At 44.1% G+C, this 24,816-nt stretch carries 27 protein-coding genes; 15 read left to right on the top strand and 12 right to left on the bottom strand.

Going from position 1 to position 24,816, the window contains the following annotated elements:
• Positions 1-7 precede the first annotated feature (7 nt).
• From abc-f to JOC54_RS13450, 7 genes are all read right to left on the bottom strand, one after another.
• The gene (gene abc-f, locus JOC54_RS13480; RefSeq protein ID WP_204466786.1) at positions 8-1,648 is read right to left on the bottom strand and encodes a ribosomal protection-like ABC-F family protein; all 1,641 of its coding nucleotides are present in this window, start codon (positions 1,646-1,648) and stop codon (positions 8-10) included.
• Between the two features lie 265 nt (positions 1,649-1,913).
• Positions 1,914-2,822 (bottom strand): sugar ABC transporter permease, encoded by a 909-nt coding sequence (locus tag JOC54_RS13475; RefSeq protein ID WP_035418657.1) that lies wholly within the window; start codon positions 2,820-2,822, stop codon positions 1,914-1,916.
• The gene (locus JOC54_RS13470; protein ID WP_204466736.1) at positions 2,819-4,120 is read right to left on the bottom strand and encodes a carbohydrate ABC transporter permease; all 1,302 of its coding nucleotides are present in this window, start codon (positions 4,118-4,120) and stop codon (positions 2,819-2,821) included. The genes JOC54_RS13475 and JOC54_RS13470 overlap by 4 nt, the downstream gene beginning before the upstream one ends.
• A gap of 65 nt (positions 4,121-4,185) precedes the next feature.
• The gene (locus JOC54_RS13465; protein ID WP_204466735.1) at positions 4,186-5,505 is read right to left on the bottom strand and encodes a sugar ABC transporter substrate-binding protein; all 1,320 of its coding nucleotides are present in this window, start codon (positions 5,503-5,505) and stop codon (positions 4,186-4,188) included.
• Between the two features lie 148 nt (positions 5,506-5,653).
• The gene (locus JOC54_RS13460) at positions 5,654-6,355 is read right to left on the bottom strand and encodes an ABC transporter permease (protein ID WP_204466734.1); all 702 of its coding nucleotides are present in this window, start codon (positions 6,353-6,355) and stop codon (positions 5,654-5,656) included.
• 128 nt (positions 6,356-6,483) lie between these two features.
• On the bottom strand, positions 6,484-6,708 hold the full coding sequence (locus JOC54_RS13455) for a hypothetical protein (protein ID WP_204466733.1): 225 nt from the start codon (positions 6,706-6,708) through the stop codon (positions 6,484-6,486).
• Positions 6,709-6,777: 69 nt separating this feature from the next.
• Positions 6,778-7,983, bottom strand: coding sequence for an MFS transporter (locus tag JOC54_RS13450; RefSeq protein ID WP_204466732.1), 1,206 nt, complete (start codon positions 7,981-7,983; stop codon positions 6,778-6,780).
• 208 nt (positions 7,984-8,191) lie between these two features.
• Between JOC54_RS13450 and JOC54_RS13445 the strand changes: the two genes are divergently transcribed.
• The gene (locus tag JOC54_RS13445; RefSeq protein ID WP_204466731.1) at positions 8,192-8,773 is read left to right on the top strand and encodes a TetR/AcrR family transcriptional regulator; all 582 of its coding nucleotides are present in this window, start codon (positions 8,192-8,194) and stop codon (positions 8,771-8,773) included.
• Between the two features lie 354 nt (positions 8,774-9,127).
• Here the strand turns inward: JOC54_RS13445 and JOC54_RS13440 are convergent, their stop codons facing one another.
• The 3 genes from JOC54_RS13440 to JOC54_RS13430 form a co-directional block, all read right to left on the bottom strand.
• Entirely contained in the window at positions 9,128-10,069 is a 942-nt protein-coding gene (locus JOC54_RS13440; RefSeq protein ID WP_204466785.1) for an aldo/keto reductase, read from the bottom strand.
• A gap of 4 nt (positions 10,070-10,073) precedes the next feature.
• Positions 10,074-11,066, bottom strand: coding sequence for a Gfo/Idh/MocA family protein (locus JOC54_RS13435; protein ID WP_204466730.1), 993 nt, complete (start codon positions 11,064-11,066; stop codon positions 10,074-10,076).
• A 145-nt stretch (positions 11,067-11,211) separates the two neighbouring features.
• Positions 11,212-12,249, bottom strand: coding sequence for a LacI family DNA-binding transcriptional regulator (locus JOC54_RS13430; RefSeq protein ID WP_204466729.1), 1,038 nt, complete (start codon positions 12,247-12,249; stop codon positions 11,212-11,214).
• Positions 12,250-12,514: 265 nt separating this feature from the next.
• Here JOC54_RS13430 and JOC54_RS13425 point away from each other — a divergent pair, with 265 nt between their 5' ends.
• From JOC54_RS13425 to shc, 11 genes are all read left to right on the top strand, one after another.
• Positions 12,515-13,783, top strand: a complete 1,269-nt coding sequence (locus JOC54_RS13425; protein ID WP_204466728.1) for an ABC transporter substrate-binding protein — start codon at positions 12,515-12,517, stop codon at positions 13,781-13,783.
• A 77-nt stretch (positions 13,784-13,860) separates the two neighbouring features.
• The gene (locus JOC54_RS13420; protein ID WP_204466727.1) at positions 13,861-14,712 is read left to right on the top strand and encodes a carbohydrate ABC transporter permease; all 852 of its coding nucleotides are present in this window, start codon (positions 13,861-13,863) and stop codon (positions 14,710-14,712) included.
• Entirely contained in the window at positions 14,712-15,548 is an 837-nt protein-coding gene (locus JOC54_RS13415) for a carbohydrate ABC transporter permease (protein ID WP_204466726.1), read from the top strand. The genes JOC54_RS13420 and JOC54_RS13415 overlap by 1 nt, the downstream gene beginning before the upstream one ends.
• A 65-nt stretch (positions 15,549-15,613) precedes the next feature.
• Complete coding sequence (locus JOC54_RS13410) at positions 15,614-15,940, top strand: hypothetical protein (RefSeq protein ID WP_204466725.1); 327 nt, start codon at positions 15,614-15,616, stop codon at positions 15,938-15,940.
• A 114-nt stretch (positions 15,941-16,054) separates the two neighbouring features.
• On the top strand, positions 16,055-16,267 hold the full coding sequence (locus tag JOC54_RS13405) for a helix-turn-helix transcriptional regulator (protein ID WP_054794405.1): 213 nt from the start codon (positions 16,055-16,057) through the stop codon (positions 16,265-16,267).
• Entirely contained in the window at positions 16,257-16,559 is a 303-nt protein-coding gene (locus JOC54_RS13400) for a DUF2178 domain-containing protein (protein WP_054794404.1), read from the top strand. The genes JOC54_RS13405 and JOC54_RS13400 overlap by 11 nt, the downstream gene beginning before the upstream one ends.
• Positions 16,560-16,571: 12 nt before the next feature.
• Positions 16,572-17,000 carry a hypothetical protein gene (locus JOC54_RS13395; protein WP_204466724.1) on the top strand — a complete coding sequence of 143 codons (429 nt, stop codon included), beginning with the start codon at positions 16,572-16,574 and terminating at the stop codon, positions 16,998-17,000.
• A gap of 19 nt (positions 17,001-17,019) precedes the next feature.
• Entirely contained in the window at positions 17,020-18,033 is a 1,014-nt protein-coding gene (locus JOC54_RS13390; protein ID WP_204466723.1) for a serine hydrolase domain-containing protein, read from the top strand.
• A 145-nt stretch (positions 18,034-18,178) separates the two neighbouring features.
• A complete protein-coding gene (locus tag JOC54_RS13385; protein ID WP_275582712.1) occupies positions 18,179-18,526 on the top strand; it encodes an alpha/beta fold hydrolase in 348 nt (115 codons plus the stop codon).
• Between the two features lie 9 nt (positions 18,527-18,535).
• Complete coding sequence (locus JOC54_RS13380) at positions 18,536-18,718, top strand: hypothetical protein (protein ID WP_204466721.1); 183 nt, start codon at positions 18,536-18,538, stop codon at positions 18,716-18,718.
• 240 nt (positions 18,719-18,958) lie between these two features.
• Entirely contained in the window at positions 18,959-20,830 is a 1,872-nt protein-coding gene (shc, locus tag JOC54_RS13375; RefSeq protein WP_204466720.1) for a squalene--hopene cyclase, read from the top strand.
• Positions 20,831-20,874: 44 nt separating this feature from the next.
• Here the strand turns inward: shc and JOC54_RS13370 are convergent, their stop codons facing one another.
• Entirely contained in the window at positions 20,875-21,690 is an 816-nt protein-coding gene (locus tag JOC54_RS13370; protein WP_204466719.1) for an STAS domain-containing protein, read from the bottom strand.
• Positions 21,691-21,842: 152 nt separating this feature from the next.
• Between JOC54_RS13370 and JOC54_RS13365 the strand changes: the two genes are divergently transcribed.
• From JOC54_RS13365 to JOC54_RS13355, 3 genes are all read left to right on the top strand, one after another.
• Entirely contained in the window at positions 21,843-22,703 is an 861-nt protein-coding gene (locus JOC54_RS13365) for an aminoglycoside phosphotransferase family protein (protein WP_204466718.1), read from the top strand.
• Between the two features lie 65 nt (positions 22,704-22,768).
• Complete coding sequence (locus JOC54_RS13360) at positions 22,769-23,809, top strand: hypothetical protein (RefSeq protein ID WP_204466717.1); 1,041 nt, start codon at positions 22,769-22,771, stop codon at positions 23,807-23,809.
• 11 nt (positions 23,810-23,820) lie between these two features.
• On the top strand, positions 23,821-24,009 hold the full coding sequence (locus tag JOC54_RS13355; protein WP_204466716.1) for a hypothetical protein: 189 nt from the start codon (positions 23,821-23,823) through the stop codon (positions 24,007-24,009).
• Positions 24,010-24,054: 45 nt separating this feature from the next.
• Here the strand turns inward: JOC54_RS13355 and JOC54_RS13350 are convergent, their stop codons facing one another.
• Complete coding sequence (locus tag JOC54_RS13350) at positions 24,055-24,795, bottom strand: SDR family NAD(P)-dependent oxidoreductase (RefSeq protein WP_204466715.1); 741 nt, start codon at positions 24,793-24,795, stop codon at positions 24,055-24,057.
• Between the last annotated feature and the right edge of the window lie 21 nt (positions 24,796-24,816).

The raw sequence follows: 24,816 nt of genomic DNA, 5'->3' as shown, positions 1-24,816 counted from the left end.
TCTCTTTTTAATCCAGCTCCCGGATCTGCTTGGTCAAGTCAGTAAAGGCCGCGTCTAAACTCTTATAATCTGGATCGGCAGGTGTTAAGAAGCTGAGCTTGCCGAGCACTTCTTGGCGCTTCGTTTCAAGCGCGAGTTTTTGTTCAGCCTGTTTGTTTGGTGCGGAAATCGCCTCACCTCGGGATACAACCTTCTTCAACGAATTCTGGTCAAACTGAAGCGTCACATTCGTTGTTTTTTCAAGGAAGTAGCGGTCATGAGAGACAACTAAAAGCGTTCCGCTGTATTCACTTAGCGTCGCTTCAAGCTGCTCCCGTGATTCTAAATCAAGATGGTTTGTTGGTTCATCGAGAATGAGCACGTCTTTCTCAGCCAAGATGTCGTACATCAGTTTACACTTAACTCGCTCACCCATGCTCATTTGTTTAATCGGTTCCTTCCATTGCGCTACGCTGAAGCCGAGGTGCTTCATTAAGTTTAAGACGAGTGCCTTTTTGGCAAACGTTTCTTGATAAAATAAGTCTTCTGGCGTTTGTTCAAGCGGTAAATCAAACACATCCTGCGTTAAATAACCAATCTTCGCAGACGGGGAAATCCAAACGGTTCCTTTTGTTGGCATGGCATCACCGTTAATTAACTTTAAAAAGGTTGTTTTGCCGCTGCCATTTGGGCCGACTAACGCAACTTTTTCTCCGTGCTGAATCGTAAAATTGCTTTTCTTAAAGAGTGTCTGCTCACCGTACGATTTCGCGAGGTTCTTGACCTCTAAGAAGCGCTTGCCGACCTTGGCTTGCGTCGCAAATGAAAACTGTACCTCATACGGTTCTTCAACCGGACTGGCGTTGATACGCTCAAGTTCTTTCTCTAATCGTTTTCGTTTTGATTTTACTTGGGCATCGAGCTTTCCGGCTTTTTTGCGGTGATATTCTTTAAATCCTTCTTGCTTAGTAGACTGTTTATGGCCTTTAGCCGACCACGCCCCGAGCTGGTTTAACTGTCCTTCGATCCGACCAACCATTGCTTGCTGTTTATCATAAGCGCGCTGTTGAGCGAGACGACGCTGGGCGAGATCCTCGCGGTAAGAGCTGTAGTTGCCCTTATGTTCATACAATGTGTGCTGTTCAAATGCCCAGATATGCGATGCGGTTTGGTCGAGAAAATAGCGGTCATGAGAGATAAACACAACGGTGCCTTGATAGGTTTGAATTGCCTCAACAACCATGGCAACACTCGCTTCATCAAGGTGGTTCGTCGGTTCATCGAGCAAGAGCAAGTCGGCTTCTTGTGCGAAACCTCGTGCCAAACGGGCTTTCAGTTTTTCGCCGCCGCTTAATTGCTCGTAGCTACGCGATGGAATGTTCCATTTCGTTCGGAGCGTCTGTTCTTCTGGAGAAATAATCTCAAAGGAAACATGCTCTTCTTCCTGTGTAACGACTGCGATGGAAAGCGAATCGTTGAGGTGCTCAACATGACCGGATGTGAGCGCTCGTTCTCCTGTTAAAAGCTGAAGCAGCGTCGATTTCCCTGCACCGTTTTTGCCGATAATGCCAATCCGAGTGTTTTGCTGGATTGATACGGTTATCTTTTCAAATAAACAGTTTCCGTCAAATTCAATTGCTCCATTATGAATGCGTATAAGTTCGATTATGGTAATCACTCCTCTAAAACGGGAGGACAAAAAAACCTCCCAATTATTAATTGGAAGGATTAGCCGTACTGATCCCAATGAAAGAAACGAACGCTACGTGGGCAGATTCGTTTTAGACAAATGGGCAGACTAATCCTATGTTCTCGCTTCGAAAATTTTTCATTTCAGCTAAGAAAATAGATTAGTTAATCATCGTCCACCCATCAGTCCTTTCGTTAGTTGTCAAACAGCTTACCATGATTGCCTTTCTAATTCAATAGGCGCGTTATTTATTTGCCCCTGCTTTTAAACCTTCCACCATATACTTCTGGAAAACCATAAACAAGATTGTTATAGGTATAGCAACAAGAACGGCTCCAGCAGCGAACGTTGTGAACTCGGTATTTCCGCGACCGGTTACCATCTCGAACAAACCAATTGCGAGCGTTTTGTTTTCATTTGAACGAAGAACGAGTCGAGCAAAGATAAAGTCCATCCACGGTCCAATAAAGTTGGAGACGGCTACGAAGACGAGAATGGGAATCGAGAGAGGCATGAGCACACGGGCGAAAATCGTAATGTTCCCAGCGCCATCGATTCGAGCTGCTTCTTCAAGACTCTTCGGCAATGTATCAAAATACCCTTTCACGAGCCAGGCATTAAACGGGATGGATCCACCGGCATAAACAAGAATTAAGCCCCAGTGATTATCGAGCAAGCCAAGCTGCAAGAGCAGAATGTAAATCGCAATCATCCCCATAAAGCCCGGGAACATTTGCAGCACAAGCATCGCCATTAAGCCTTGCTTTCTCCCTTTGAAACGGAATCGACTGAAAGCATAGGCGGCGGTAACAACGAGGAACGTTGATAAGACCATGTTCCACAAGGCGATTTTTAATGTATTCTGGTACCAAAGCAAGTAGTCCGTTTGATTAAACAAGTAGCTGTAGTGGGTCAACGTCATTCGAATCGACGAGATGGAATCGAATATAAGGGAGAAATCAAAGCTTCGCACACCTTCAAGAAACAATCCCCAGTTCATACCCGGAATGATCTGAGCACTAAAGAGCGAGGAACCAGGATTAAACGAGCCCATAATGACCCAAATGACGGGGTAGATCGTGAAGATGGCAACGACTACTAGGATCGCATGTTTTACAATGGAAGCAAGGAGGTCCTTCTGCTTGCGTGTCATAGCATCGTATCCTCCTCTTTAAAGGCTCTTGTGCGCCTGAAGTTCCAGATCGAGATGCCGGCAAGGGCGATGAAAATTAAGATCGATACGACCGATGCCATGGCAAATTGGCTCTGATCGAGCGTCAGCTTATAAATCCACGAAATTAAAATATCGGTTGAGCCCGCGTAAGAATAGTTGACGTTGACCGGGCCACCTTGCGTAAGCAGATATATGAGATTGAAGTTATTGAAGTTTCCGGCAAACTGCATGATTAACAGCGGTGCCGTCGAAAACATGACGATTGGCAAAGTAATTTTGCGGAACTGCTGACGGGCATTGGCGCCATCAACTTGAGAAGCGTCATACAGTTCCCGGTCAATGCTTGTCATCACTCCACTCATCAGCACCATCCAGAAAGGAAAGCCAAACCAAATATTGACGACAACGAGCGTGAACTTCGCCCAGTTCGGATCACTAAGCCACGGAACGGCCGCGAGCCCAATAAAATCAAGGTATTGGTTAATCGGACCGAATTCGCCATTAAACAAGTTGCGCATAATGAGAATCGAGACAAAGGAAGGAATTGCCCACGGTAAAATGTAGATGCTGCGCCAGAACTTCTGGAAGCGAATGCCCTTAGAATTAAGCAAGACAGCGAAAAACATCCCTGTAAAAAAGGTGGTTACCGTAGCTAAAATCGCCCATACAAACGTCCAAGAGAAAACGCCGATAAAGGTGCGGTTCCATGTTTTCATATTAAATAAATCGATAAAGGTCTGAAAGCCGACCCAGTCCACCAGTGAAGCAGGGGGAATATGGTTTGGGGCAGAGTAGTTTGTAAAGGCAATCGCAATTCCAAATATAAGCGGTAGAATCGTTAGAAAAGATGTAAAAACAACGGATGGCATCAATAGAAAATAAGGAAAGCCTTTTTCTGAAAAAACAAGGAGCGTTTTCTTGAATTTATTCGGTGCTATGCCTTGATCGCGCGCAAACCCAACGCGTCTGGCATCGCGAATGTTCAAATAGTACATCCATAGAAAGAGCAGGCCGCAAATGAGAAAGATAATGCCCTCAATCATTAAGAAGATTGAGTGGTCGCCGGGAACAATGGTAAAACCAACACGCGTCTGCACCGACTCACCAAGCGTGTACAACCCCCACATAGCGTTGCGGAAGGGTAAGGTCCAGAAGGCAATTAAATAAATTTCCATTGAAACAAATAACAACCCTTTAACAAGTTGACGATTGTAGAATTGGCCAAATCCCATAAATAGAATGGAGAGCAACATACTTCTTCTCGCGTGCACACGCATCGACTCCTCACACTTTTGAAATAGAAAGCCAATGCCTTGTGAAGAAGGACATTGGCTCTAAGAAGCTAATTGCTCTGAGTTGAGATGGCGTCTTCAATTTGTTCTCTTGCAGAAGACAAAGCTTCCTGCGGATCCATATTGTTATTCCAAATCGAGGTATAGGCGACTTCCATCGGGCCCCAGACGGAATTCATCTGCGGGATGTTTGGCATTGGAACAGCATTCACCGCTTGTTCTAAGAATGCCATGGATGCTTCATTGCTCTGAATAGTCGGGTCTTCTAATAGCGCATGAACTGGTGGAAGTTGACCAGTCATCTCGTAGCGTTTAAGCAGCATTTCTTCACTCGAAGCGAATTGAGCAAGCAACGTGGCGGCCTGCGGGAATTCGCTGTACGAATTTACATAGTAAGCTTTTATGCCGGAGAACGATTGAGGTGCTTCGCCGTTCTCTAACGTTGGCAGTGGTGCAATGCCAAAATTAACCCCAGCGTCCTCATGGTTCTTTATATCCCAAGGTCCTGAGATACGATAAGCAAGTTTATTATCATTAAAGAATGACGAGATAACATCACCCGTAATGTCTTCTTTTGTTAATGGCAACAGCTCATCATGAATTCGTTGCATAAACAAACCTGATTCAACCGCACCATCATTATCAATACCTAAGTCCGTCGGGTCTGTATTGTTCTCACCAAACACATAGCCACCAAAACCGGCAAGAAATGCGTGCGTGTAGTAGAAGTTGCCAGGCTCCATCATAAAGCCGAATTTCCGGTCACTTCCAGATGACCCCTCTTGAAATGCTGCGGCTGATTCAAACAGCTCATCCCAAGTAGCTGGCGGTTCCTCAATAATATCTTTGTTGTAATAAAGCGCGTATGTTTCAATCGCAATCGGGAAGCCGTACATTTCTAGCTGTCCATCTTTCCCAACAAAGGACGTTCCGTTCACAGCGGCTTCCAAAAAGGCATCCTGGTACTCGCTAGCAAAATAGTTGTCATAAACCAAACCAGCCGAAACCATGTTTCCTAAGTGATCATGAGCTGAGTTAAACACGTCCGCACCAAGTCCAGCCGGTCCATCGGTTTCTAGTTTACTTGCCGCTTCGGTATGACCGACTTCTTGAAATTCAACCGGCACACCATATTCCTTTTCAAATTCTTCAGCAACGTATTGAGCCCACTCAGCTTCTTCATCACTGTTGTCCCAAAGCACAAGGCTAGCGCCTTCTTCGGGCTGAATGTCTTCAGCGACCTCAGGTGCAGGCTCATTTTCTTTTTCTTCTTCTGTACCCGGATCTGTGTTCTCTGGACTACAACCAACCATGATGCTTGCAACAAGTGCCCCCGAAATCAACGTTCCGACTGTCTTTTTAAAAGTCATCTCACTAGCCCCCTGAGTTTAAGATGATAGGTCGTTCTACTAAGATGTATGAAAACGTTTGCCTAAATATGTAGGACACGCTAGCACTTTTTTTGGAATCGGTTAGCGCTTGCATCATTTCCACCAAAAAAGCCTCGGCATCATCTGCCTAAGGCTTAAAGGTTGCTTCTTTTTTTCGTAATACATAGTTGGTTAAAAAGATGATAAGGATAGCAGTAATTGTTAAGTAAAGGAAAGGGAAGAGGAACGCTTGAGCTGGCTCCGTGCGAATTATGGCGATCCCTTGAAAAAAGACGGAGTGTGGTAGTAGTTCGATATAGGGATACCATGCCGTTTCATAAAGAAATCGATTCGGAAGCTCCAGTACAAACAACAAGGCAAACAGAGGTGACCCCCATAAGCTTACTTCAATTGTGTTTTTAAATAGGGCCGCAAGAATCGTCCCAAACGAGACCATAATGAGCAGTACAGGAATAAGGAAGAGGCTTGTTAAAAGCGCTTCAGTTAAGCTAAGCGTGATCGCATAAACGAGTCCAAACATTGTCAGTAGAGAGACAAATAAAGTGAAAAGCGTTTTAACAAGGGTTAAGTGAAACAAGGTAATTCCTTGTTGACGAAGTATGCGCCATGTCCGCTGTTCTTTTTCTTCAACCAAAATAAACCCCTGCATATGCATCGGGAAAAAATAGAGTGTCAGGATTAACGGAAAGCTCCATGAGGTGCTGTTATCCGTGAATAGGACAGTTAAAAGGGCAAACAATGGTAAAAACATTAATGTTACGACTTGACCGTTGTAACGGACGTCCAGTAGTTCCCGGTGAAGCATGGCTGTAAGCTGGTGCTGGTTCATTCGTACCTCCTGTTGAGCAAGACAAATCGATGTACTTTGAATTTTACCACATTTACGAACAGATTTATCGATAACAATTTGCTTGTACTACAATCAACACCATCAGGAGGAATTTTACACATCCCTCCCTAATCCTCTATAGGGTCTTTCTTTTCTGTATGATGAAGCCTATCATTCTTCTGCACTTTGCGGTAATGCATCTGTAACCCGACATAAACCCCGACAGCAATTGTCGTAACGCCAAAAGCAAAAATCCAAATCCAGTAAAGCAATTGAGCGATTAGAGCAGGTAAACCATGTAATCCCCTTCTTTCTTTAAGTTGATCATTCCCATTTATAGGGTGATTAGTCATCTATACCCTTCTTTTAAGCAAAAAAACACCCCCTTATCGTCGTAAGTCACGATGAAGGGATGTTTCACTTTAAGCTTTCAAATACGATTTCGCTTTAACAAGAACAAGGATAGCAATCGCAAGACCTGCAAGGCTAAGACCAAGTAAGATAAGCTGTATCGAGACACCGCCGGCAACGAGAGCGCTGACGATTCCATACGCAATCGGGTCAAACCCGTTCATTGCGAGGAAGATAATGCTCATAACCCGACCCATTAAGCGGTTATCGGTGTTTTCCTGCGCAGCCGTGAAGAATGGAATGTATACAAACGACATCGAAAAACCAATGAGGAAGACAATCGCTGTTAACAACCATAAGCTAGGTGCTTGGCTAAAGAGGAGCAGGGTAATGAGTGAAGCAAACAGTCCAGCTAAAGACGTTAAGCCTCGACGCTTAATCTGTACAAAACTTAATATTCCCGTACTAATCACCATACCAACACCTAAGCTAACTTCCATATAACTGAGGTTAATTGGCGTACCCCCATGGAAATCAACCAAAAGCGGAATCGCAATATGAAGCGCTCCAAACACAAAGAAGTTGAGCGTGATTAAAACAAGTAGGCCGGTTAGTAAAAAGGATGAATTCCGAATATAGCTAAAGCCTTCTTTAAAATCTTTAACTGGATTTTGCTTAACTTGATTTTCAACCGGTGCCTCTTTAATAAATGGAGGAAAGATCACCAGTGCTGATAAGAATACAAGAATCGTTGCCACGAGATAACTGATGGAAACGGTTGATGATTCCATAATTAAACCGGCTAAAATCGGTCCGGCAATAAAAGAAACCTGATCGACGCCTTGAAAATAAGCATTTGCTTTCTGAAGTTGAGATTTCGCAACGATTTTTGGAATCATTGACGAGCTTGCTGGGCCAAAGAAGGCATCAAGCATTCCGAAAACACCTGCAAGGACGAGTAAGATGGCAAACGTCATGTCATCGGTATGAACGAGATAAAAGATCGTGAACAACAGAACACTTTGGATTAAATTGGTGCTGAACATAATCGTTGTTTTCTTATATTTATCTGCTAGCACGCCACCAAACGCCATCATTAAGAGGCGAGGGACGGTCGCAGCAATTAACACAAGCCCCAAAGAACTAGCAGAACCGAGTATCGTTACCACATACCAAGTCGTTGTTGTAAGAAACATGCTGAAACCAACAACGGCAAAAACGCCTGCGATAAGCAGGAGGACAAATGTCCGATTCCGAAATAAAGATGTTTGTTCCATAAATAAGACTCCCTTGTACATAATCAATATAGTTTGACCGAGCTAATCATAATCATGCATGTCAAAACCTAACGGTAGGTAGGGTTATAGGCCGAAAGAGTCCTTTACATGACGATCCAAAGCAAGTAAAATAAAAAGATGTTACCTACCGATCGGTCGTTAGAGAAGAATTGTAACCTAAAAATAGTTAACTGTAAAGGAGTTTGATATGCACACAAAGGAAAAAATTCGCTTAGAAAGCACGGAACTGTTTGCAAATCTTGGCTATGAGGGCACGTCAATGGCCAAAATCGCCGAAAAAGTAGGCATAAAAAAACCGTCATTGTACGCGCACTATAAAAATAAAGAAGCACTTTTCTTTGATGTTGTTGATGAAATGGAGCAAGAGTATGAGGCGTTTGTTCAAGATTCGCTTAATCAAGAAACAGACACCATCGAAGAAAGACTCTATCTTTCGTTTAAAACGCATGTTAGTGACTTAGCTCGAGACGACGCGAGTATTCAATTTTACAACCGGTTTATCCAGTATCCACCTAAGGAGCTTGAAGATCGATTGTTGGCGCGGTTTAATAAAAGCGAAGAACGTGTCCGCGTATTGTTAGCTGCTGTAATTGAAAAAGGACAGGCTGAGGGCTCCATTAATCGAGAGCTGGAGGCAAAATCAATGGCATACACCTATTTCTGTTTAATAGAAGGCTTAACAACAGAAGTGGGAATCCATTCAATTGAAGAAGTAAAAGCTCATGCTGAAGTGGTCTGGACCGTCTACTGGCGTGGCATTCAAGCATAAAAAGAGCTGTCTCGTAAGGGGTACGGTTAGCCTACGAATAAGGTGTGTTAGAAACCAACATCTTAAAATAAATGAGGCTGGCACAAAAGTAGATAGACAGATCAAAACGACGAACATTCCTGAAAATAGGAACGTTCGTCGTTTGTTTTATCTTAAAATGAGCGGAAGGAGAATTAGAAGACTCCCGGGGGGACCAGCACGTGTCTGAAGACTCTGAAGTGGCGGTTTTCCACGAAGGAGGCTCAGGCGGTGCCCCCCGGAAAGCGACGAATTCTCCTGTAGCGGTGCTACTCAGCATCGTTTCAATGATTCGTCTTTCCAACTATTACTTTTCGTTAAAAAGGGCTTTTTGTTTTAGGAAGAAAGGGATGATGTTTCTAAATTAAGCCAGTTCACTTCTTCTGTTGTTAATGAAAGGCTCGCTCCATTTCCACACGAAATCATCTCTTGATTGTTCTGCGGTCCGATGATAGCGGCAGTTGGGAACGCTTGATTTAACACGTAAGCAAGGGCAACTTCAATGGTTGATACGCCTTTTTGCTTAGCAAGCTCTGTTGCTCGATCAAAACGCCCCCAGTTTGTTTCATTATAGAAGACGCGGACTAAATCCTCGTTGCTGAAATCCGTACGGTCGAATCTGCCTGTAAAGAACCCTCTTGCTTGCGAAGACCAAGACAATACAGGTAGGGAAGATTGCTGGTGCCATTTAATCGCTTCATCGTTAAGACTAATACAACCAGCCCAGTACGCTTCTTTAGCTTTAGCCAAACTTAAGTTAGGGCTTGAGAATGAAAAGCCACGCAGGCCGTTTTTCGCCGCGTATTCATTAGCTTCTTCAAGTCGGGAAACCTCCCAGTTTGACCCTCCAAAGGTCGAAATATAGCCATCTTCAACAAATTGATTAAGCCATTCGAGGATAGCACCTACTGGAACAGAAGGGTCGTCGCGGTGAAGCGCATATAGCTCAACTTTATCCGTTTTTAAGCGGTCTAAGCTAATTTTTAGCTGCTCGTTTAGCTCATGTTTGTTAATGGTGTGGCCGTTTTGGTTTGGATGACCACCTTTTGTCCAGATGTTCACGCGATCACGGTTTCCCTCATCAAGCCAGTTGCCAATTGCTGCCTCGCTTAAACCACCGCTATAAATAAAGGCCGTATCAATTGTATTTCCGCCGATTGCTAAATAATTTTCAAGCATCTCAGAAGCAACGGCTTGTTTTTCAGGAGTAAAGTAGTCAGAACCCATGATTAACGAAGAAACAGGTGTATTCAAGCCTTCAATATTAATTGACTTCAACATATTAACGAAGCACCACTCTTTCTTTTTTGTCTTGTGATTGCATAGCACCATCAAGTAAACGCATGTTTTCTAAAGAATCATTAACGTCCCAGACGTTTTCTACTTCACCGGATAAGACTTGCGCAAAAAAGTCCGCTTGTTTGGCATAATGATTTGTGTCTTCCACATCAACATGTTGCTGATCATTGCCTTGGTAAAGCTCATAGCCATCAGAGCCACCTGTAAATGCATTTGGAATAAAAATGCGTCCGGTCGTGCCAAGAATTTCCGCATCATTACGGAATGCTGCCCACATACCGCAGTCAAACGTTAGGAAGCGACCGTTCGCAAATTCGACCAGTCCAGCTGCAGACATATCAACGTGGTTATGAGAAGCAGGAGAAAGCGGATGAACCGTAATTGCTTCAGGTTCCTCACCAAAGATCATCCGCGCTAAGCTCAATGGATAAACACCGATGTCATACAAACTCCCGCCACCATACTCTTTTTTCACACGGAAGTTATCAAGGTCACCAGCATTATTGAAGGTAAACGAGCTGCGAATGCCACGTAATTCTCCAATAGCACCGCTTTCAATTTGTGTTTTAATTTGTGCGTAGCGCTCCTGGTAGCGATACATAAATGCTTCAAGTAATAGAACACCATGGGTTTCGCAAGCTTGTTTCATTTCAACTAATTCTTCGCTGTTAAGGGAAATGGGCTTCTCACATAAAACATGTTTCTTCGCCTCGGCAGCACGAATTACCCACTCTTTATGCAGATGGTTTGGCAGTGGAATGTAAACGGCATCAATTGTTGGATCTGCAAGCAGTTCTTCGTATGTACCATAGGCTGTCTCGATCTCAAGCTCCGACGCGAATGCTTGCGCCTTTTCAAGAGAGCGGCTGGCGACTGCTTTCACAACGCCTGTTTGCGATTCTTTTATTCCAGGAATCATCGAGCCTTTTGCAATGGTAGCGGTTCCAAGAATTCCCCAATTAAGTGTTTGTGTCATGTTTATTCATCTCCTTATAGAATACCTATTCATTTTTGCGTCAAAATAGAAGAGGGAAGAAACCGGTTTCAAATAAAGTAAACCTATTCTGACTTCTTGTCAATCCCTTACGCTATTTTTTCATGGATAAAGCGAAGGGTGTACTCTAGCTTTGTCGTTCTTCACAGGAGTTGCGCACCGTCACAAAAGTCGGTATAACGGTTTCTCTTTCCTGTTCTTCCTGAGCAATTAGGCCAATCAACGTTTCAATCGTCTTTTTTGCTAGAAGCTGATAGTTGTGGTTAACCGACGTCACTCCCGGTGGGAAGTGTTCAGCTAAATAGGTGTCGTCAAACCCCGTTACGGACATATCGTTTGGAATTTTTAAGCCGAATTTCTGGAACATTTTTATCGCACCAATTGCGACAAAATCATTGATGCACATCACAGCAGTTGGTTTTTCATCAAGGTGTAGCAGGCTTAACGCATCTTGCTCTCCTCCTTGAATGCTGTAACCGCTATTCACAATCCATTCGTCCTTATAGGTCCAGCCTTTTTGTTTCATTACTTGCTTAAAGACTTCAATTTTCTCATCTGTAGATGACACGCCAATTTCCCCGCCAATTAATCCAATCTTGCGGTGCCCGTGATGACCGAGTAAATCAAGCAGGCGGCGCATACCATTCGCCTCATCTGTGCGAATAATGTGAGCATCAGCTCCGTCCATTTTTCCGTTAACGAGCACGATTGGCACATGTTTTAAGGCATTAATCATCCCGTCACGGAGCTCATCTGTCGGGTTTGTTTGGTTAATTCGTCCGCCTAGAAAGACGATGCCATCAACTTGCCGGGAAATGAGATTGTCTAAATACGACTGTTCAATTGCAAAATTCTGCATGGAGTTGCACAACAAGCAGGTGTAGCCTTTTTCAAGTGCTTGGCGTTCAAGCTCCTTAGCAAGCATGGAGTAAAACGGATGATCGATGTCTGGCAAAATAATGCCAAGCATCTTTGATTGTTTTAAATACAAGCTTTGTGCCATCACGTTAGGTTTGAAATTATACTTATCGATTAACTTTAGTACCCGTGATTTCGCAGGTTCTCGCACGTTGGCGCTGCCGGTTAGCACTCGGGAGACGGTTGCAGGAGAGACGTTTGCTTCTTTTGCGATGTGGTAAATCGTAACACCGTCTTTCTTGAGCATCGGCTTTTTCGTTCCTTTCTTTTTCATTTCTTACAAGAAGTATAAGGTTGTATGCGAAAAGAGTCAAAAGAGAAAAGCACTTAACTAACAGAAAAATCATGTTAATGAAAAAAGCTGTTGACAAAAGCGGAACGGTTTTTTACAGTTAACTGAAACCGGTTTCTAAAATTGTTCACTCGATTGAATAAGCAGAACCGGTTATTAAAAAGGTAATGATGTAAGCGATAACAAAAAATACAAACGAGTATCGAGGGGAGCAATGAATATGAAAAAGGTATCATTGTTTGGAAGTGCACTTGTCGCTCTTGTTGCATTAACAGCATGTGGCGGATCGGGTGGTAGTGGAGGTGCAGATGAGAATAAGTTAACGGCTTGGGCATGGAATATTAATATACCGGTGCTTGAAGAGGCAGCCGAGCAGTTTGCAGAAGACAACCCAGGGTTTGAACTTGAAATTGTTGAAGTGGGAACGCCTGACGTCTATCAGCGCATTACAACAGGGCTGCAAGCGAACGGCCAAGGATTGCCAGATATCATGCTTGTTGAAGACGACCGTGTGCAAGGATATCTCTCCAATTTCCAAGATGCGTTCCTTGATATTTCTGAGTACGGGTTCCTAGATGATCATAATGATAAATTTCCTGATTTTAAAACGGAATTACTAACGGTTGACGGCGGAGTGTATGGGTTCCCGTTTGATGCTGGTCCAGCTGGTGTATTTTACCGCACAGACTTATTTGAAGAAGCAGGGATTGATGCAGAGCAAATTGAGACGTGGGATGATTTCATCGAAGCGGGACAGACGTTGCGTGATGAACTTGATGTAGCCATGACTGGTATAGATATTGCCAATGATGACGGCGTATACCGAATGATGCTCAACCAACAAGGGACGTTTTATTTTGATGAAAACGAAGAAATTAACCTCGATTCAGAAGAATCCATTAAGGCAATGGAGGTTGTGCAGCGTCTTCATCAAGATGGGTTAAACGAGAACTTAGTCGGTTGGGACGCGTGGTTGACGGGTCTTGCGAATGGAAGCGTAGCAACGGCGCCAACAGGTGCATGGTTAACGGGCTCTTTAACTGAGCAAGCGCCAGATTTAGCGGGAAATTGGGGCGTGTTCCCATTGCCAGCAATGGAAGCGGACGGCAACCGAGCATCAAACCTTGGTGGTAGTAACTACATGATTTCCGCAAATACGGAGCAGCCGGAACTGGCGTATGATTTCATGGAGTACTTTGCGACGACAGATGACGTTCAGTTAACCGCAATGGAGAATGGCTTGTTTCCATCACTAAACACGATTTACGATGATCCTATCTTCACTGAGCCGGTAGCGTACTTCGGTGATCAAGCGATCTGGGAAATGTTCGCCGGAATGATGGATGATATTCCAGCAGTTAACTACACAGGCAATTATTCGATTGCCCGTGACGAAACAGAGACAGCTCAGTCAGATGCGGCAGGCGGGGCAGATGTAACAGACGTCATGACGCGCGCAGCAGAGCAGTTGCAAAACCGCATGAACTAACGACTACTTAACAGAGTGGGTGAGGCGATGATCAATCATTCGCCTGCTCACTTGATAGAAAGAGGGCTGTGGAAGCAATGAATCGATCAAAAGCAACACCGTATCTCTTTTTGGCACCGGCTGTTCTCTTGTTTTTGATGTTTACAGCTTATCCGATTATCGCTTCCGTTGTGCTGAGTTTTCAGCGTTTTGAAGGTGGGGCGTACACATTTACCGGATTTGATAACTACATACGACTGTTTTATGATCCTATTTTTCGAACCGCACTAAAAAATACGTTCATTATCTTTATCTTACAAGTACCGCTGATGCTGTTTCTTTCAATGGTGCTAGCAACTGTATTGAATAGCCAGTTGCTGCGATTAAAGGGATTTTTCCGCGTATCGTTTTTCTTACCGGCCGTAACGTCGCTCGTTGCTTACTCGTTATTGTTTTCAGTTCTTCTGCAAGACAATGGGCTTATTAATGAACTAATTACCAACTTAGGTATGTCAGCTATTCCGTGGCTAACCGACGGGACTTGGGCGAAAATTTCAATCGTATTGGCAATGACATGGCGCTGGACGGGTTACAACATGATTATCTATCTGGCGGCGCTGCAAAACATTCCTCATGAAATGTACGAGGCTGCCAAAATGGATGGTGCGGGCAAGATCAGACAGTTCTTCTCAATCACCATTCCAAGTTTGAAACCAGTTATCTTGTTTACAGGAATCCTGTCAACAATCGGAACGCTGCAGCTATTTGATGAACCGTTTAACCTGACAAGTGGAGGACCTGCTAACTCAACGATGACGCTTGGTCTTTATATTTACGAAAATGGATTTGAGTACTTTGATTTCAACTACGCAAGCGCTGTTGCCTATGTGGTCGTCATGCTTGTTGCTGTACTTTCGATCATTCAATTTAAACTAACGGGTGATAAATGATGAATAGAAAAACAGGACGTAACCACTTGTTCGGAAAAATAGGCATGTACGCTTTGCTCATCTTCTTTTTAATTATTTCCGTTTTTCCGTTTTACTGGATGTTTATTGGCGCGACCAATCCATCAGCATCGATGTTCGCCAGTCCACCAACCTTTATTCCAGGCAGTCACTTTTTTGAGAACTTAACGAACTTGGATAATAATGTCGGCATTTGGCGCGTGATGTTTAACTCTCTCTTTGTAGCGGGACTTTACGTTGTGCTTGCGCTAGCAATTAGCACGACAGCCGCTTATGCGTTTGCAAAATTTACGTTCAAAGGCAGGAATTTGATCTTTACCGTTTTCTTGCTTTCCATGATGATACCTTATCAAGCAACGCTCATTCCGTTGTTTCAAATGATGGCGAATTTTGATCTATTAAATACGTATTTTGCGTTAATTGCACCGCAGCTCTGTTATCCATTTGCGATTTTCTTAATGAGACAGAATTTCTTATCGTTTCCAACTGAACTGCTAGAGTCGGCTCGCCTTGATGGTGCAGGTGAATGGCGCATCTTCATGCAAATTGTCCTGCCGTCGATGAAGCCAGCGCTAGCTGCAACGTCGATTTTCTTATTTATGTTCCAGTGGAATAACTTCATGTGGCCACTCATTGCGATTCGCACGCCGGATATGTACACATTCCCAGTTGCCTTATCAACCTTAAGCGGTGTTTCCTACACGGATTACGGTCAAGTAATGATGGGAATTACAATTGCTACGGTGCCAATCTTAATTTTCTTCCTGGTGATGCAGAAGCATTTTATTTCTGGGATGTTGGGAAGTGCATTGAAGTAGGGGAAGGCATTTGCCTTCTTCTTTTTTTGCGTGAAAGACTCGGACAAGCTTGCTATAATAGGAGAATGTCAGCAAGCTGCCGCTGTGGCAGGACGGGAGGTTATCGTATCGGTATTTTTAAAATTATCGGTTACGGCTTTATTGGCGTGCTGTTCTTAACGATTATTGGCGTTATTATCGAAGGCGTTGTGAACAGTCGTGACAGTGAATTAAGCCAGTTACTAATGGCGGTGCTTTTTACTGCAACTTCATTATCGATCTTTTTTGTATCACTTGATCATTTTAAAAAAACGAAGCAGGATAAAAAAGCAAAACGAAGCTTTTTCGTTATGATTGCTGTTGCGCTGTTTTTCCTTGTTTTGGCGAGTATTGAGGCAATTCCTTTACTCTAAGTCAGGAGAAGCTATTTTCAAAAGGAAATAGCTTTTTTTCGTTTTAAAAGTTGAATAAGTCAGAAATGTATAGTAAGCTTTACGTACAGCGCGCTTTACATTTATGGAGGAGCAATGAAAACAAGAATTAAAGAAAAGCGGAAAGAGTACGGATTGACGCAGGAAACAATGTCGCAAAAGCTTGATGTGTCGAGGCAGACGATTATCTCACTGGAGAACGGCAAGTATAAGCCCTCGCTTATTCTCGCCCATAAGATTGCCCAGTTATTTGAATGTCAGATTGAGGATATTTTTATGTTTGAAGGGGATGAGAATCTTGACGGTTAATGTATTTGGCGTTATTGGTATAAGTCTAGGGGCTGCAATTGCCATCTTGGCTGTGGTCCTTAACAAACGTGCGGAAAAAAAGAAGCGCTTACTTGATGAACGTTACCAAACGATTAATAATCGAGCAAAGGGAATTGCCTGGAACGTAACCGCTGTGCTGATCTGGACTGGCTGGGCATTAACGATGTTCATTGACGGCATTACGTGGGTTTTCTTTCTGTTTATGGTTATGCATATGATTCATGTCGGAGTATACGGCTTTACACGCTTTCAATTAGAAGAGAAATATTGAAGGAGCAAGAGGATGAAAAAAGCATTTCTAGCAGGGTTCGCCTGGGCGCTTACTTTCCTGCTGCTGGTTGGTTGCCAGACGCAGTCAGGCGTGAAAGAAGTTGAGCTGGATCACTTAGAGGAAGCGATTTCTTCTTTCTTTCAAGGCGTTGAGGATACCAATGGAACCTACATGTATTACAAAGGTGAAGACATTAAATACGTAATGTTAAATGGAAAAAATACGCATTTAGGTCAAGAGGAAGTGGCTTTTACCCATTTTGATGTGGAGGTCATTGAAGATACGCTAACGATTCATTATACCGAAGATGAATTTTCGGAAGATGAGGCAGCACGTAATCAAGTAGTCTACGAAATCACTGAGAACAGTGATATTTCCATGGTGGCAATTTATAAAAACGGGGAAGAAGCGATTTTCGAAGTGGTTTCAGGTGGAGAGTAATTAAGTAGGAGTGAAGAAGATGAAGGGGATAAAATCATTTGATTCAGTTTTTGCGCAAGTTGAACAAGGTGCCAACGCCATTGGTGCGTCTGGTGGAGCATTGTATGTGATTCACAAAAACCAAGTGGCGTTTGAACGATACTTCGGCAAGCAGAGTATCGCTAACGATGCAAGAAGCGTCCAGGCTGACACGCAGTTTCATATTGCCTCCGTGCGCAAGAGCTACATCGGCTTTGCCCTTGCCTATGCGGTCCATCACGGTTACATAAAGGATATTGATCAATCTGCATCACAGTACTTACCGACTTATGACCAAAAAATGATTGAAGGCGTGACGATTCGCCATTTGCTCACGCACAGCCATGGGCTCGTTGTAAAAGAAGAGATGCTTACAAGAGAATTTGTGCCAGGAACGAACTGGGCTTACCGTGGTGCTGGCATCCCGATGTTAGCGGCAATTGTTAAACAGGCAACCGGTAAGACGATTGCGGACATTTTACATAGCGAAGTATTTAAACCACTTTCCTTTTTGGAAACGGGCTGGTATGGCGAGAAGCATGCCAAACTGGCTGACGTCGTGCGTGATGTGAATGACAAAAGCTGGTCTGAGAGCACGATTACTGACGGGGCTGAGATGAATATGTATGTATCTGCGCGGGATCTTGCCAACTGGGGCAATCTTCATTTAACGAAAGGAATGGTGAATGGAGAACAGAAACTCCCGGCTGATTTATTTACACGAGCGACATCAATGCTCACTCCGCCTACATTGCAGGCAACAAAGCCAACAAACGGATACATGTGGTTTGTCCAAGGAGAACAGAAAACGAATTCGGAGCGTATGGAAATCGGCCGTAGCGTAGCGCTCGGAGCGTTTCAACTGCTTGGCTATAGCAATGTTGCGGTGCTTGTTATACCGAAACACGAGGTTGTGGCGGTTCGGATGATAAACCGGTTCGGATCACCGGAGGGCTTTGATTTCTTAGCTAATATTCGAGCATTTGGCGATGCGGTAGAGAAGGTATTTGCTTGAGGTAGGGAGAGGAAAACAACGATGACATGCTATCTCTTTAACGAAAATACTAAAAAGGGTTGTGACGTCTATGCACATGAATGAAATAGGAAATCGGTCTCGACCGATTCTGCTTTTTCTCCACGGTGGCGGTGTGAGCAGCTAGATGTGGGAGGCGCAGGTCTCCCATTTTGCGGATGATTACTTGTGCATTGTCCCTGATTTACCAGGGCATGGAGAAAGTCGGGAGCAACGGTTCTCCATTCGATCGTGTGCAGATGAACTGCTCGCCTATTTAGAAAAACAGCACGGCGACAAGGACGTGACGGTGATTGGTTTTTCCCTCGGTTCACAAGTGGCGCTGCAAATGGTTGCGCAGAATAGCAGACGTATCTCACGTGTGATGCTGAATAGTGCGTCCGTGCACCCCCTGCCGATGATGAAGAAGGTAATCACTCCATTGATGTACGTAAGCCATCCTCTCGTGAAATGGCGGACCTTTTCAAAGCTCTAAGCGAGGACGTTGCACATTGGTGAAGCGCAGTTTGAGACTTATTTTTCTCAAGCGAAGCAAACAACTGCTGAGACGTTGAGCCAGGTCATGCACGAGAACCTTTCGTTTGCGTTACCGGAGAAAGCAAAGGACGAGCAGCTATTAAAAGGGTTCATTACGATCGGGGCAAAGGAGAATGGTCTGATCAAGTAGTCAGCAAAGACGTTAAGCGCTAGATTTCCTCAGTTTGAGTCACTCGTTGTAGCTGATGTCGGGCATGGTCTGCCCCTTGCCAATCCTCTGCTGTTTAACCAAGCACTAGAAAAACTTCTTAATCACTAACAGAGCCAAGGCTGGAGCATATTTGCTTCAGCCTTCTTTCTTTTTTGAATGAAGTGGTTGTCCGGTGAATAAAGTGTAAGGTAGGAATCCTTGTTGAAAGAGTGATGTGTAATGAACCGTTCAGAAGGAATGGCTTACTTAATTAACAAACTGCGTGAAGATCAGACGAGCAGTGGCTCGTGGGAGTATCCGTTTGAAGCGGGCACGTTTACCGACGCATATATGATTATTTTGCTGCGGACATTGGAAAGAAACGATGAAGCACTTATTGATGAGCTAGCGGAACGGTTAATGAGTCGGCAAGAAACAAACGGTGCTTGGAAGTTGTTTCCTGATGACAGCAACGGAAATGTGACGACAACGGTAGAGGCTTATTATGCGCTGCTTTATTCAGGAAACTATGACGTTGAAGATGAACGTTTGCGGAAAGCAAAACAGTTTATTGTCGATAACGGGGGCATCGAAAAAACAACGTTATTAACAAAGATGATGCTGATGTTTACTGGACAGTATAAATGGCCCCGCTTCTTTCCATTGCCAATCGAAATCATTTTACTGCCACTCGCGTTTCCGGTTAACCTCTACAGCATGTCAGTCTACGGCAGAGCGCATATGGTGCCTTTTCTGATTGCGGCTGATCAGAAAGTGAGCATCAAGACAGAAATGAGCCCTGACTTGACACAGCTTTATTCAGGGGCGAGAGAGGATGTTTTTAGCGATTGGGCTGAGTCGGAGGATTCACGGAAGCTGCGCTTATCAATTTTGGCAAGCGTCGAGAAACACGCAGGTGGCTCAAGTGACTTGCATGGATTGGCTTTAGCGAAAGCAAAGCGCTATATGATGGGCGGGCTGGAGCCTGATGGGACGTTATTCAGCTACTTCACCTCAACAACCTTTATGATCTTTGCATTGCTGGCGCTTGGTCATAAAAAAGATGACCCGCTTATTGTAAAAGCAGTCGAAGGTCTCTATACATTTAAAACGACCGTAAATGGGCATACACATATTCAGTTTACGACGGCATCGATTTGGAACACGTCGCTCATTACCTATGCCTTGCAAGAAGCAGGGGTTAAACCAAAAGATCCGATGATTCAAAAGGCAACGTCCTATCTGTTAGAGAAGCAGCACGACCAGTACGGTGATTGGGTTTTTCACAATCAATATACGCAGCCTGGTGGCTGGGGCTTTTCCAACATCAATACAAAACAACCGGATCTTGATGATACAACCTCTTCTCTTAGAGCGATTACGCCAATGGCATCGTTATCAGCCATGTATTCCCGCTGGAATCAAGGGGTGAACTGGGTTGTGTCCATGCAGAACAAAGATGGCGGCTGGCCAGCATTCGAAAAAAACACGAATAGCTTTTTGTTGGCGCTGCTGCCGATTCAAGAGAGCAAGGGCATTCTCACCGATCCAAGCACGCCTGATTTAACCGGGCGGACGATGGAGCTGCTCGGCAACTTTGTTCATTTACCGCAAGAGAGCGACGCGCTAAGTCGGGGCGTACGCTGGCTTAAGAAGAATCAAGAAAAGAACGGCTCGTGGGAAGGACAGTGGGGTGTCCAGTACATTTATGGTACATGGGCAGCGTTAACTGGACTCGCTGCCTCGGGGGTAACAGGTACAGATGAAACGGTGAAAAAAGCAGTTAGCTGGTTTAAGTCGATTCAAAACCAAGACGGCGGCTGGGGGGAATCGTGCTTAAGTGACCGTAATAAAACGTATACACCGCTAAACGGGAGCACGCTGACTCATACAGCTTGGGCACTGGATGCTCTCATTGCTGTGAGTGAATACCCGGATAAAACAATGATTGATGGGCTGCGTTTCTTATTGAAATCACTTAAACGGACGGACTGGCACGAAGAATACCCTGCTGGAAAAGGACTTGCTGACCGAATTTATTTCCATTACCACAGCTACCGCTACTTTTATCCGCTGCTGGCGCTCGCCCACTACACAAAGAAATACGACTAGCAAAAAAGCGTTCTTCCAAACGGAAGGACGCTTTTTTAGTATCTTTACAGCCCGATTGAGCGAATTGCTACTTTTAAAGATGGGTAAATGGAAATAGCACTGAAGTCAATTTGTAGCTGTACGGCCGTTTGGGCGATTTCTGGGCGAATGCCCACAAGAGACGTCTTTGTACCAATCAGCCTTAATCCACTCATCAATTGAAAGATTTGGTTTGCGACCATCGTGTCAATCATAACGACGCCAGACAGATCAATGACCAGTTCAGTAATGCCCGCCGAACTGCATTTCTGAAGCGTTTCGTCAAAAATCACTTTTGCTCTGTACGTATCAATATCGCCAACGATTGGCAATAGGCTCACATGGTCGCTTAAATGAATAATCGGAGAACTAAGCTCCGCCACAAGCTGTTGGTGCGCTTCGAACGTTTGCTTGTTTTGTGAAAGGTGACTCTTCGTAAAACGAAGAACGATTTCATTAAAGCCTTTGACAATTAAGTGCGTATGCTCGGAAAGTTCTTCATTTGTTACCGTAATTTCTAGCGCATAGCGGCGTAGAAATTCAAGGTAGTATTCTTCAATTACGAAAAATTGTTTCATAATAATATCGATGTCTGCGCTCTGGTGGGTAGAATCATGCGCGACATCGGTAATCCATTGGTTAAAGGAATCGCTGTACAGCGTTGAATCGTCACGGAAGATCTCACAAAAATGAATATGAAAGCCATGATTTTGCTGCTTTAATCGTTCAATACGCTCAGGAATCGTTGTTCCATAAATATCGCCCTGCGTCTTATCAACTTCTTCATACCACAGCTCGACTAAATCCCATGTTCGTGCCTTCATATACTCGTAAAATGTCATCTTCCCTATCCCCTTATATGAGCTAGAAAACGCTAAGATACAACTCGTTTTCTCATTAATGACAGGAGTAGGGGCATTTGTCTATCTTTTTTCTTTTTTCTCTGATAAAAGTAAGTAAAAGAGAGAATAGGGTTGAAAGGTAGGAGTTTTTAATGACACTAGATAGAAAAGAATTAATCTGCAGCTGGTATCCGCACTATGCAGTGGACGCTATTCAAACCATCCATCAAGGCTGGGATAACGAGATCTTTATCGCGAATGGGGAAAGGGTGTTTCGTTTTCCAAAGCGGGAGGAGGTCGAGGAACGGGTAAAAAGAGAAGCGCGTTTGCTTACGTATCTTTCTATCCAAAATCAAGCGCTTCCTCTACCAATCTATCAGCTACATTATGAAGCAGAACAACTTCTTTGCGTTAGCTATGCATATTTAGAGGGTAGCCCGCTCCGAACGGAACAAAGTGAGATTGCTAACGTTCTAGGTGCGTTCCTAAGTGAGCTCCACGGAATAAGCCTAACAACGGCAAAAACAATGGGGTTTACATACGAACGAAATGGAGCCTATTGGCAACAGTTTTATGATGAGATTAAAAACAAGCTTTATCCCCACTTTTCTCAGAAGCAGCAAGATTTTGTAGAAAGAATATTTAAGACTTTTCTAGAAAAAGATGCTCAACAGCACAGCAAGAAAATCATTCACGGTGATTTAACGGGTTCTAATCTTTTATACGATCAAGAAAGGGATCGGTTAACAGGTATTATTGATTTTACCGATGCGATGATCGGTGACCCTGCAATTGATTTTGCCGGATTTTACTGGGATTTTGGTCCGGAGTTTACCCGTCTCGTTCTTGACCACTATGAGGGAGATGAACCGAGAGAAGCGATCTATCAGCGAGTGGAGCAGTTCTACGGCATTCAGCCACTCTTTTTTCAGCTGTTGTATCAATACGATAACGAGCAACCTTTAGACCAATCAGAAGCAATGATCCGGTTAGAACAGCTCGCACGCCGCTAAACCAAATTTTCCTGAAACCGTTTTATTACCTAAAATTAGGGAATGGAGCCTTGAGGTGATATAGAATGAAAAAAATGTATGTGTATACGGCGGTTATTGGATTAACGATTAGTCTAGCAGCTTGCAATACCGATAACGAGGCGAATGGAGATTCCACGCCATCTGAATCGGCTAGTGACCAAGAGCATGAAACGAATGAAGTGGACACAGAGCCTGAGGCTGAGTTAGACGAGACTGAGGAAGCGGAAACAGAGAACGGAGAAGAAACAGAGGAATCGAATGATACAAATGAGACAGACGAAGCAGGTGAAACAGATACAGACAACGAGGCTGAAAAGGTTGCTGGCAATTACTTAATTGAAGTTGATTTTAAAGCAAATGAAGCAGAAGAGTACGAGACTGTGTTTGGATTGACAAGAACGACTGATGACCTCACCTATGAAGAGCGAATCATTCAATCGCTGCGAGCGAACGATCCTTCGCACGATGAATTGTTAACCGAAATGGAGCTCGAAGTAGAAGGCGATATCCTTAATCTTCATTATGATAGCGATAACTTAATCTATAGCTTAGCGCAAATGCCTGGCTCTGATTTTATGAGTGCGATTAGCAATACAGGTCAAATGTTTGGGCTTTCTGAGGGGCATTTCTATGACAACGGTGAGCAGCGAGTGAGGCTTGGAGAGATTCAAATTGATTCAGGGATCACTGAATTCAGCCCAGTCGCGCCTACGAGAGGTTATTATTATTTTGAAGTAGCTGAAGGAGAAGGACCGTACTTTATTAGAGGCAGCGATACGGAAGAGCGTGTACAGGATGACAACGAAGAGTTGCTGTCTTTTGCGGAAACAATTGAAGAAATGGCGACCGTAGCGGAGCAAGACCACTATGAATCGGTGATGTATGAAGGACTTATGGTTGAAGAAGCGAGTTTAACAGACGACGTTGCCACCGTTCAATACACGGTTGAGAGTGAAGGGACGGAAGAGGAACGAATTCGCTTTGAACAAGGCGTTCAGCTAACTGCGATTGAATTTTCGGCAAAAGAGTTGCGTTTAGTTAACAACACCGAGGGAATGACGTCCGTATTTCCACTGCAGGAATAGGGAAGGTTTTCATGAAGTTAGCCGCAAGTATTGTTTTATTTATGGTTATTGGTGTAATTGTTGCTTATAGCTTCGGGATTTTTATGATCGGAATCGGTTTTGACGAGTTCTCGCCGATTCTAATGATGGTAGGGGCTGTATTTGGACTGCAGACCGTCATTATAAGGATGTTGATGAATGTGATGGCTAAGAATCAATAATGAAGGAGCGACTGTGCCTTGCAGTCGCTCCTTCATTTACGCACTTTATTTCGCCGTTACGCCACCGTCAACGGGGAGCTCAATTCCAGTAATATGACTCGCTTCATCGGATGCGAGGAAAAGCACAGCATTCGCCACTTCTTCTGCGTTTCCTAAGTTTGGAAGCGCTACTTGCGTTAGAAAATAGTCTTTATATTGCTCCATTGATGGTGCGCTCATCGGCGTCACGATATAGCCTGGGTGTACGGAATTGACGCGGATGTTCTTTTTGCCGTAATCAACTGCCGCGGCTTTAGTGATTGAGCGAACAGCGCCTTTTGAAGCGGTGTAAGCTCCAGCTCCAGCCATGCCGGTAAGTGCTGAAATTGAAGAGATGTTCACGATGGAACCACCGTGTTCTTCCATTAAAGGAAGCGCCGTTTGCATGCCGTACATTACACCATTAATGTTAATGCCGTATGTGCGCGCCCAATCGTCTTCCGTTTGTTCTTCAAATGGTTTGGCAAGGGAAATGCCGGCGTTGTTCACAAGAATATCGAGCTTACCGTAGCTCGCCTTCACTTCGTCCATAATTGATTTCCAATCGTCCTGTGAAGCCACATTATGTTTAAAAGCAAGAGCTTGTCCCCCGCTTGATTTAATTTGCTCAACTACGTTTTGCACAGCTTCTTCGTTAATATCCGTTGCAATGACAATCGCGCCTTCTTTAGCAAAACGAAGTGCTTCTGCCTCGCCCATTCCACTTCCAGCTCCGGTAATAAGTGCAACTTTATCAAGTAATCTCATTTGAAAAAGCCTCCTTTAATA

This window comes from Shouchella xiaoxiensis, assembly GCF_016907895.1.
In the GTDB taxonomy this organism is placed as follows: Bacteria; Bacillota; Bacilli; order Bacillales; family Bacillaceae_D; genus Shouchella; species Shouchella xiaoxiensis.
The sequence above is the reverse complement of the archived record's forward strand: the minus strand, read 5'-3'. Positions and strand labels throughout refer to the sequence as shown.

What these genes read in the sequence shown, in the direction of transcription:
- JOC54_RS13475 (WP_035418657.1), bottom strand. Translation starts at nt 2,822, where the DNA reads ATGACACGCAAGCAGAAGGACCTCCTTGCTTCCATTGTAAAACATGCG.
- JOC54_RS13470 (WP_204466736.1), bottom strand. Translation starts at nt 4,120, where the DNA reads ATGCGTGTGCACGCGAGAAGAAGTATGTTGCTCTCCATTCTATTTATG.
- JOC54_RS13465 (WP_204466735.1), bottom strand. Translation starts at nt 5,505, where the DNA reads ATGACTTTTAAAAAGACAGTCGGAACGTTGATTTCGGGGGCACTTGTT.
- JOC54_RS13460 (WP_204466734.1), bottom strand. Translation starts at nt 6,355, where the DNA reads ATGAACCAGCACCAGCTTACAGCCATGCTTCACCGGGAACTACTGGAC.
- JOC54_RS13455 (WP_204466733.1), bottom strand. Translation starts at nt 6,708, where the DNA reads ATGACTAATCACCCTATAAATGGGAATGATCAACTTAAAGAAAGAAGG.
- JOC54_RS13450 (WP_204466732.1), bottom strand. Translation starts at nt 7,983, where the DNA reads ATGGAACAAACATCTTTATTTCGGAATCGGACATTTGTCCTCCTGCTT.
- JOC54_RS13445 (WP_204466731.1), top strand. Translation starts at nt 8,192, where the DNA reads ATGCACACAAAGGAAAAAATTCGCTTAGAAAGCACGGAACTGTTTGCA.
- JOC54_RS13435 (WP_204466730.1), bottom strand. Translation starts at nt 11,066, where the DNA reads ATGACACAAACACTTAATTGGGGAATTCTTGGAACCGCTACCATTGCA.
- JOC54_RS13430 (WP_204466729.1), bottom strand. Translation starts at nt 12,249, where the DNA reads ATGCTCAAGAAAGACGGTGTTACGATTTACCACATCGCAAAAGAAGCA.
- JOC54_RS13425 (WP_204466728.1), top strand. Translation starts at nt 12,515, where the DNA reads ATGAAAAAGGTATCATTGTTTGGAAGTGCACTTGTCGCTCTTGTTGCA.
- JOC54_RS13420 (WP_204466727.1), top strand. Translation starts at nt 13,861, where the DNA reads ATGAATCGATCAAAAGCAACACCGTATCTCTTTTTGGCACCGGCTGTT.
- JOC54_RS13415 (WP_204466726.1), top strand. Translation starts at nt 14,712, where the DNA reads ATGAATAGAAAAACAGGACGTAACCACTTGTTCGGAAAAATAGGCATG.
- JOC54_RS13410 (WP_204466725.1), top strand. Translation starts at nt 15,614, where the DNA reads ATGTCAGCAAGCTGCCGCTGTGGCAGGACGGGAGGTTATCGTATCGGT.
- JOC54_RS13405 (WP_054794405.1), top strand. Translation starts at nt 16,055, where the DNA reads ATGAAAACAAGAATTAAAGAAAAGCGGAAAGAGTACGGATTGACGCAG.
- JOC54_RS13395 (WP_204466724.1), top strand. Translation starts at nt 16,572, where the DNA reads ATGAAAAAAGCATTTCTAGCAGGGTTCGCCTGGGCGCTTACTTTCCTG.
- JOC54_RS13390 (WP_204466723.1), top strand. Translation starts at nt 17,020, where the DNA reads ATGAAGGGGATAAAATCATTTGATTCAGTTTTTGCGCAAGTTGAACAA.
- JOC54_RS13385 (WP_275582712.1), top strand. Translation starts at nt 18,179, where the DNA reads ATGTGGGAGGCGCAGGTCTCCCATTTTGCGGATGATTACTTGTGCATT.
- shc (WP_204466720.1), top strand. Translation starts at nt 18,959, where the DNA reads ATGAACCGTTCAGAAGGAATGGCTTACTTAATTAACAAACTGCGTGAA.
- JOC54_RS13370 (WP_204466719.1), bottom strand. Translation starts at nt 21,690, where the DNA reads ATGACATTTTACGAGTATATGAAGGCACGAACATGGGATTTAGTCGAG.
- JOC54_RS13365 (WP_204466718.1), top strand. Translation starts at nt 21,843, where the DNA reads ATGACACTAGATAGAAAAGAATTAATCTGCAGCTGGTATCCGCACTAT.
- JOC54_RS13360 (WP_204466717.1), top strand. Translation starts at nt 22,769, where the DNA reads ATGAAAAAAATGTATGTGTATACGGCGGTTATTGGATTAACGATTAGT.
- JOC54_RS13355 (WP_204466716.1), top strand. Translation starts at nt 23,821, where the DNA reads ATGAAGTTAGCCGCAAGTATTGTTTTATTTATGGTTATTGGTGTAATT.
- JOC54_RS13350 (WP_204466715.1), bottom strand. Translation starts at nt 24,795, where the DNA reads ATGAGATTACTTGATAAAGTTGCACTTATTACCGGAGCTGGAAGTGGA.